The organism is Winogradskyella sp. SM1960 (assembly GCF_020179375.1).
Classification (GTDB): domain Bacteria; phylum Bacteroidota; class Bacteroidia; order Flavobacteriales; family Flavobacteriaceae; genus Winogradskyella; species Winogradskyella marina.
In genome coordinates this window covers 1-6,766 of record NZ_JAICBG010000016.1, presented here as the reverse complement: position 1 = coordinate 6,766, position 6,766 = coordinate 1, and the positions used below count along the sequence as shown (strand labels likewise).

8 protein-coding genes are annotated in these 6,766 nt (G+C 30.6%); all 8 read right to left on the bottom strand.

The features are described from left to right. Nucleotides 1-265: 265 nt before the first annotated feature. Nucleotides 266-826, bottom strand: coding sequence for a hypothetical protein (locus tag K1X16_RS17465; RefSeq protein WP_225037362.1), 561 nt, complete (start codon nt 824-826; stop codon nt 266-268). 744 nt (nt 827-1,570) lie between these two features. Then, nucleotides 1,571-2,620, bottom strand: coding sequence for a hypothetical protein (locus K1X16_RS17460; protein WP_225037361.1), 1,050 nt, complete (start codon nt 2,618-2,620; stop codon nt 1,571-1,573). Between the two features lie 147 nt (nt 2,621-2,767). Continuing rightward, the gene (locus K1X16_RS17455) at nt 2,768-3,244 is read right to left on the bottom strand and encodes a hypothetical protein (RefSeq protein WP_225037360.1); all 477 of its coding nucleotides are present in this window, start codon (nt 3,242-3,244) and stop codon (nt 2,768-2,770) included. Between the two features lie 168 nt (nt 3,245-3,412). After that, the gene (locus K1X16_RS17450; RefSeq protein ID WP_225037359.1) at nt 3,413-3,880 is read right to left on the bottom strand and encodes a type II secretion system protein GspG; all 468 of its coding nucleotides are present in this window, start codon (nt 3,878-3,880) and stop codon (nt 3,413-3,415) included. Between the two features lie 4 nt (nt 3,881-3,884). Further along, the gene (locus tag K1X16_RS17445) at nt 3,885-4,088 is read right to left on the bottom strand and encodes a hypothetical protein (protein ID WP_225037358.1); all 204 of its coding nucleotides are present in this window, start codon (nt 4,086-4,088) and stop codon (nt 3,885-3,887) included. 158 nt (nt 4,089-4,246) lie between these two features. Beyond that, nucleotides 4,247-5,005 (bottom strand): adenylate/guanylate cyclase domain-containing protein, encoded by a 759-nt coding sequence (locus K1X16_RS17440; RefSeq protein WP_225037357.1) that lies wholly within the window; start codon nt 5,003-5,005, stop codon nt 4,247-4,249. A gap of 1 nt (nt 5,006) precedes the next feature. Next, nucleotides 5,007-5,477: a Pycsar system effector family protein gene (locus K1X16_RS17435; RefSeq protein WP_225037356.1), complete on the bottom strand. Its 471-nt coding sequence runs from the start codon at nt 5,475-5,477 to the stop codon at nt 5,007-5,009. Nucleotides 5,478-5,741: 264 nt separating this feature from the next. Further along, nucleotides 5,742-6,098: a hypothetical protein gene (locus tag K1X16_RS17430; RefSeq protein WP_225037355.1), complete on the bottom strand. Its 357-nt coding sequence runs from the start codon at nt 6,096-6,098 to the stop codon at nt 5,742-5,744. Nucleotides 6,099-6,766 lie beyond the last annotated feature (668 nt).

Sequence of the window (6,766 nt, the reverse complement as noted above, 5' to 3'; positions counted from 1 at the left end):
TAAAATTCGTTCTATTTGTATGGTCTCCAAATGCAACAAGAAAAACAGTTATTCCAACTACTAACATTACTACTGCTACTAAAATTATTTTCAATATAAATTTCAAATTCGAGGTTTTTCGTAAATGTTTTACAACGGTTTTGTGTATGATTTCGTTGCGTGTTTAAGCACTAAAGTTAGCAAATAAATCACAGATAGAAAGTCCGCGAGGACTTTCGTAAGTAGGCTAGCACTAGCAATGAATTATACACGTTGTTACCTGTAGTTATTTTTTCCGATACACTTTTAAATTATACTTGAAATCGGTTCCATCACTTTCTAAAAATTCAAATATTTTCAATTCCGTTTGAGTGATTTCCGCTATTTCTATTTCGTTTTTCGTAAACTCAATTAAAGAACCAGATTTTTTTAATTGTTCCAAAAGTCCAGGTGCAAGTTTGTCAATCGGCACGTTGTATTTTGGTTTATTAAAAGTCATTCTAAAAATCTTTGCTTTTGAGTCATATTCCCAAATTCCGCTTTCACAGTTTTCCGAATTTTCACAACCAAATAGTTCATACGTTTTGTCCATTTCAATTCGCATATTTGGTCGAGAAACAAATTCAGTCGCTGTAATTGTGTCATTCACGAAATGTTTCACTTCCGCAATTGTTTTTCCGTTCTTATCTGTCAATTTTTGAAATTCCCACGTTCCAATAATCAACTTTTCAATTTGTTCGGCACTTTTCTTCGTTTTTGCTGCATCAACCAATTCCATATAAGTTTTAGATGACTGGCTAAAAGTCAAAAGTGGAAATAATATTATGGCAAGCAGGATGTTTTTCATAATTACAGGTAACGGTCTCGTATATGGTTTGTAGCGTGTTTTCAGCGAGTAAGTTAGCAAATAATTATCGAAATAGAAAAACCGAGAGGTTTTTCGCAAGTAGGCTAGAAGCAGCTATAAATTATATACATTGTTAGCTGCCGTTTTTTTCATTACAACGTTATATTCTCGCGTAAACTATTCGCAAGTTATATAATTTGAACTTGTTTTACTCTTTTACTTAAAAATCTCAAAAAAATCTCCGAATTATTATTCCTTTTTTTTTCTTTTGTTTTTTAGTCAAAAGTTGTACGATTCCTATTTTTACAGAGTTCAGCCGAACGTTTTGACATTCCGCTTATCAGCCAAAAATTGAGGATTGCTATATTTTCGAATCGTAGAATCGAAGTTAGGCAAGCCGATAATTTGTGCGTTGTGTTCCGTTTGAGTAAGAATTCCAGCGTAATGTTCCGTATGAGTGAAAAGTCAAACGTAATGCTCCGAATGAGTAGAAAATCAAGCGTAATATTTTTATTCGTTCAGTTTTAAATTCCAGCGTGATATTTCTAATGCAAATAATTGCAGAATAGAGTGGAAGCCTTAAAATTGTTAGTGTGCGCCAAAATGGCCGCTAACGTGTTTGTATATGGTTTGTTGCGTGGTTTAAGCATTAAATTTAGCAAATAAAAACCGAATAGAAAATCTGCGAGGATTTTCGTAAGTAGGCTAGAACTAGCAATAAATTATATACGGTGTTAGGCAATGTTATTTTTGATAAAATGAAAAACTAACCTTTTTGTTTATATAGTCAAAAACTATAAATTGATCTTCAGTAACAAATAAATCTTTTCCGTTCTCATTTATTGAAATTGACTCTTCAAGAATGAATGTTGAAGCATTGTATCTATCTATTGATAAATTATTTTGTATTGAATAAATATAAGCTCCATCATCACTTATAAAATAATCTTCAAATTGACCTGTATACAATTTTAGTTTTTCAGATTCTGTTAATAATAATTCATCTTTATTATGAATCGTACCTGAAGGGCCTGTCAAAATAAAATCAACATTATCATTGGTTTTTGCTAATATATTCTCCCGAAATACAACATTGCCATCTCTTCCCAAACCAAAATTTAGATAGGTGCCTTGATTATCAAAGGTAAAATCACGAAAATATCTATCATTTGACAATCGTGGGAATGACAAACATCTAATTTGATTTAAATTATCTTTAAATACCATCAGATACCCATAATTAGAATTGCTTTCAATGTTTCCAGCTTCAGGATTTAAAGTCAAATCATGTCTGTTATGAACTGAAACAAAATCCTGGGTATTTTCTTTATGACTTATGAATAGCAAACCATCTTTAGTTTTAACATTAGAAATTAGACTATTTGGAATAGTTAAACTAGCTATTTCATTTAAATCAACACCATCAAGAATGGTTAGTTTATCTCCGGATAGGATATAAATTTCTACTTGATTATTGTATATTCCTATTGAATTAGTTGAAATCGCTGGATTGTATGAATATTCCATCATTTTTTGTGATGTTATTTTCTTTAACTCATAATTAAATGCATTGATTTTACAAGCAGTTGTCTCAGAATTACGACTGTAAAAAGTGATAAAGTAAATCATTTTATCTTTCGAATTAAAAAATATTCTGTCATCTAAATAGTTTTCCTCATATTGAATTTCAACTTTGTTTAAGTCGGTAATTGTTTGTTCGTCACTATCACAACTCATTAAAATAATGATGAATAAAATAAAATAACCACTTAATATTCTTTCTGCTTTATACATTTGTTTTATTTTAATTGTTTAGATTAATATTGCCTAACGTTTATGTATATGAAATGTTGCGTGTTTGTATGCGAGGATTTTCCGAAGGAAAATCAGAAGCTAGCAAACAAAGCAACTAACATTGGTAAAGCACAAAATAGCAATTTTTTATATACTGTGTTGTACGCTGGCTTTTATTTTATTTATTAATACTATAATACTTGGAACTACTGAAAAGATTGCACTTAATCCAATTGTAAGTCCGAAATTTATATTGTTCCAATGAATTTTGACAATTCCGTTGTCACAAGCTGTACATTGTAATACTTTTAAATTTGCATTAATTGCTGAAATTAGGAAAATAGAGATTCCAAAAATCAGTAGGCAAATTATAACATTTTTCAAAATCCGCTTTGTTTTAAGTTTGATGTTTGCCAATAAAAAAGTCATTAAAGCAAATCCGAGTATATATTCGAATGTTCTGTCTGAAAAGATGGAAATATTTTTTCCCACAAATCGAATTTTGTCGGAAGTAGTAAATCGAAAAATATCTTGAATTATTTCTCGAAAGAAGCCTTCAAAATAGAATCCGAAACCTATTCCAAGAATAAATCCTATTATTCCAATCAATACTTTTTTTATCAATTTGAGTGAGTTTTTCAGCTTGCGTACAACGGTTTTGTGTATGATTAGTTGCGTGGTTTAGCAACTAATTTAGTAAACTTTTACGAACCTGAGAATATTCCGAAGGAATATTCCAGATGAGCACTTACAAAGCAATTAATTATACACGGTGTTACCACACGTTTTTTATTATTCCGATTTAATATCATCTTCAGTTCCAAATTTTCCATCAGAGCCAGCAGATGTAATTAAAAATCCTTTTCCATTTTCCACAATCGTTAATTTATATTCTCGATTCCAAGCGTCTTTTTTCCAATCTTGTCTTAAAGGACTATTTCCTATTAATTCATTTAATTCTGTAGGGTATTTTCCAAGATTTTCTTTCCAATTTTCCATTCTGTCACTCATTTCAGATATTTCTTTTTCAGTATTTTTTGGAAAAATAGATTTCCTTTGATAACCAAAGAATATAAATGCACTTATGCATCCAATAATTAAAACAGAAATAACCAAAATTGAACTAGGTTGTAAAAAGTATCTTTGAAAAGGTCTTTTTACTCCATCTTCTTCCTCCTTTTTAGTGATTTTTTTATGGTGTTTAAAATCCTCACGTATAAGTCCAAATTCCGCTAAAGTTGAAAGTATTAGTTCGAACATTGATTTATTCTTTTTTAAATACTTTAAATCCAATTCCGCCGACAATTATTACTGGAAGAACATACATAATTAATTTTGTCAATCCATTATCCATAATAGCGCTGGCTTGTCCACCTTCACCAAAAATCATCCAAAATATAATCGATTCTATAAAGTATAGAAATATCAATAAAATTATCAATCCGATGATTTTTAGTGTTATTTTCAATGTTGCGTTCAAATGTGTGGTAACGTTGTTGTATATGGTTTGTTGCGTGTTTCAAGCAACTAATTTAGTAAATAATTACCGACCACGAAAGTCCGCGAGGACTTTCGTAAGTAGGCGAGAACTAGCAATAAATTATATACGGTGTTGTGGCTAGTTTTTTATATTTCAATCCAAACTGCATCATATTCCCAAACTTCATATTTATTCTTTGACTTATTATAAATCCAAGTCCAATCATCTGGTGTTTTCTTTTTAAAATAATCTTTATTCGAGGCGTAAGCGTGTTTTTTAATTTGGTCGCCAACCCAAATTTTGTTAGTACTCGCAAAATTTTGAATTTTTGAAGCAATATTTGCTGTTGGTCCAACTACAGTAAGAAAGTTACGCTGATATTTACTTGTACCAGTAGGTAAACCTATTCTAGTTATTAAAATTTGACCTAAATCAATTCCAATTCGAGCGTCTACTTTCTTTATTTTCTTACTTTCTAAATGTGGATTTATCAAATGCTTTAAAGTGTAAAAAATAGTTAGAGAAGCATCTAATGCATTATTAGCAGAAATTGAATCGTCATCTTCCAACCCAATTATTGCCATAACTCCATCTCCAGTATTTTTTTCAATATAGCCATTATAGTCATAAATTATTTTCATTACCGTAGGTATGACACAATTGAGCATATACAAAGTTTCCTTTAGTTTGTCAATGTCAGATGAGTTAGTTCTTGAAGTAAAGCCTCTAATATCAAAAAAAAGACAGGCTGCTCTCATTTTTCTTCCTGAACCAATTTTTATTTCATCTAAAGAAGGTGCTTTTTGTCCGTTAGTAACTGAATCAACTTTGTCTTGCAATCCGTCAATGTTTGCGTTAAAGTTGTCTTTTATTTTATTCCAATAATCTTTGTTCCAAGTTGGCATATTAATTTAAGAAATATAGAATTGATAAACTGATTAAACTTGGAATAAACACAATAATTGTTATTCGAATAAAGAAATATTTTCGACTCAAAAGTTTACTTAAATGATAATTTTGAATGGAATAAGTTTTCTCGATTTTATTTAAATCTAACTTTGTTACATTATCATAATATTCTTTGTCATTTTTGAATTCTTTTACGTTTTCCCAGAATACAACTCCTTTTTTTTTCTTTGGATTTCTTGGGAAAACTGCACAAACTGAAAATGCACAGGTCAACATTAATAGAATAGATGAGCAATAGAAAAGGAAATTTTCTAAATTGCTACAATGTTTTAAATCTTTAAGAAAATCAAATACAACAAAAGATATAGCAATGAGAACACCTGCTTTAGCGTCTGCAACAGTAATATAATGATTATAGTAATCATTAACTCCTTTACTAAACCCTAAATGTTCTTTATCTTTTTTCATTAGTTTATTGTTTTTTCAGCGGTTTCTCAAATTAGCCACAACGGTCTTGTGTATGAATAGTTGCGGTTTTGTGTGCGAGGAATTTCCGAAGGAAATTCAGACGTAACAAAAATGCAACTACCTTTGTTTAAGTACTAATTTAGCAATTTTTTATACACGTTGTTAGCTTTTAGTTGTGACACATTTGAGTGAGCACGTATTTTTGTCATTCCGTTTTTCAATTCCGCAAACTTGCTCAAATTCCGCTTGAGTGATAGTTCCGTTTTATTCAGTCAGTTTATTATAGTATGGCATTATCAATTCCTCTAATTTTTTCCGTTGTGATTTTGTCAAAGAATGTCCTTTAGGTGGATACGTTTTGGTTGGTCTAATAGCTAATTCAATTAGTAATTCTTTTATTATTTCGTTTCGGTCAATTCCGCGTGATAATATTTTGAACGTTGTATTATTTTGAATAACTGGTCTGTCCCAATTCGAATTCTCAAATAGTTGAGAAGAAATTGAAAAAATGTGAGCAATTCCAATCCAATCATCAGGAACAATTTCGATAATCGCTTTCACATCCTTTTTCGAGATGGAATGTTTTGGTTCGTTATTTATTTTTTCGGTTACGATTTTCATTTTTCGGAACAATTAAAGCTAACGGTTTTGTGTATGATTAGTTGCGTGGTTGGGTAGCTAATTTAGCAAACTTTCACGAACCAGAGAAAATTCCGCAGGAATTTTCGTAAGTAAGCTCAAAAAAGCAATTAATTATACACGGTGTTAGCAGCCGGCTTTTAAATTCCACACAGTTTAATTAAGCAACTTTATCATTGATTGTAGCGTTTAATTTTGGTTATTGAGTCCAACTACGTTCAGATTGGTTTTTTCGCGTTCAGATCGGCCGTAAAGTTTTATAAATTAAAATAGAGTAGAGTGAGTTGATGGTTTTTTCTATGGATCTCGTAAAATCTAATTTTAATGGTTCCTATTATCTAGGGTTATTTTCCGTAATTCTAATCAGTTCTGCTTATTCATCTGAGTAATCAATCCAACGTTGTTGTTCCGCACTCTAAGTCAATTCGGCTTATCCATCTGAGTAGTTAATCCAGCGTTGCTATTCCATAATACTTATCTAGTCAGATTATTCAATAAAGAATTTTATCGACTCGAAAAACAAAAAACTCTTGGATTAAGAAAGCGGTTAGCAAAACGTGACTGCTTGCTGCTAATGAATATATATATGAATAGTAAGGGATTTGAAACACCTTACCTTCGGGTTTTCAATAAGCCAATTTAGTAAATAA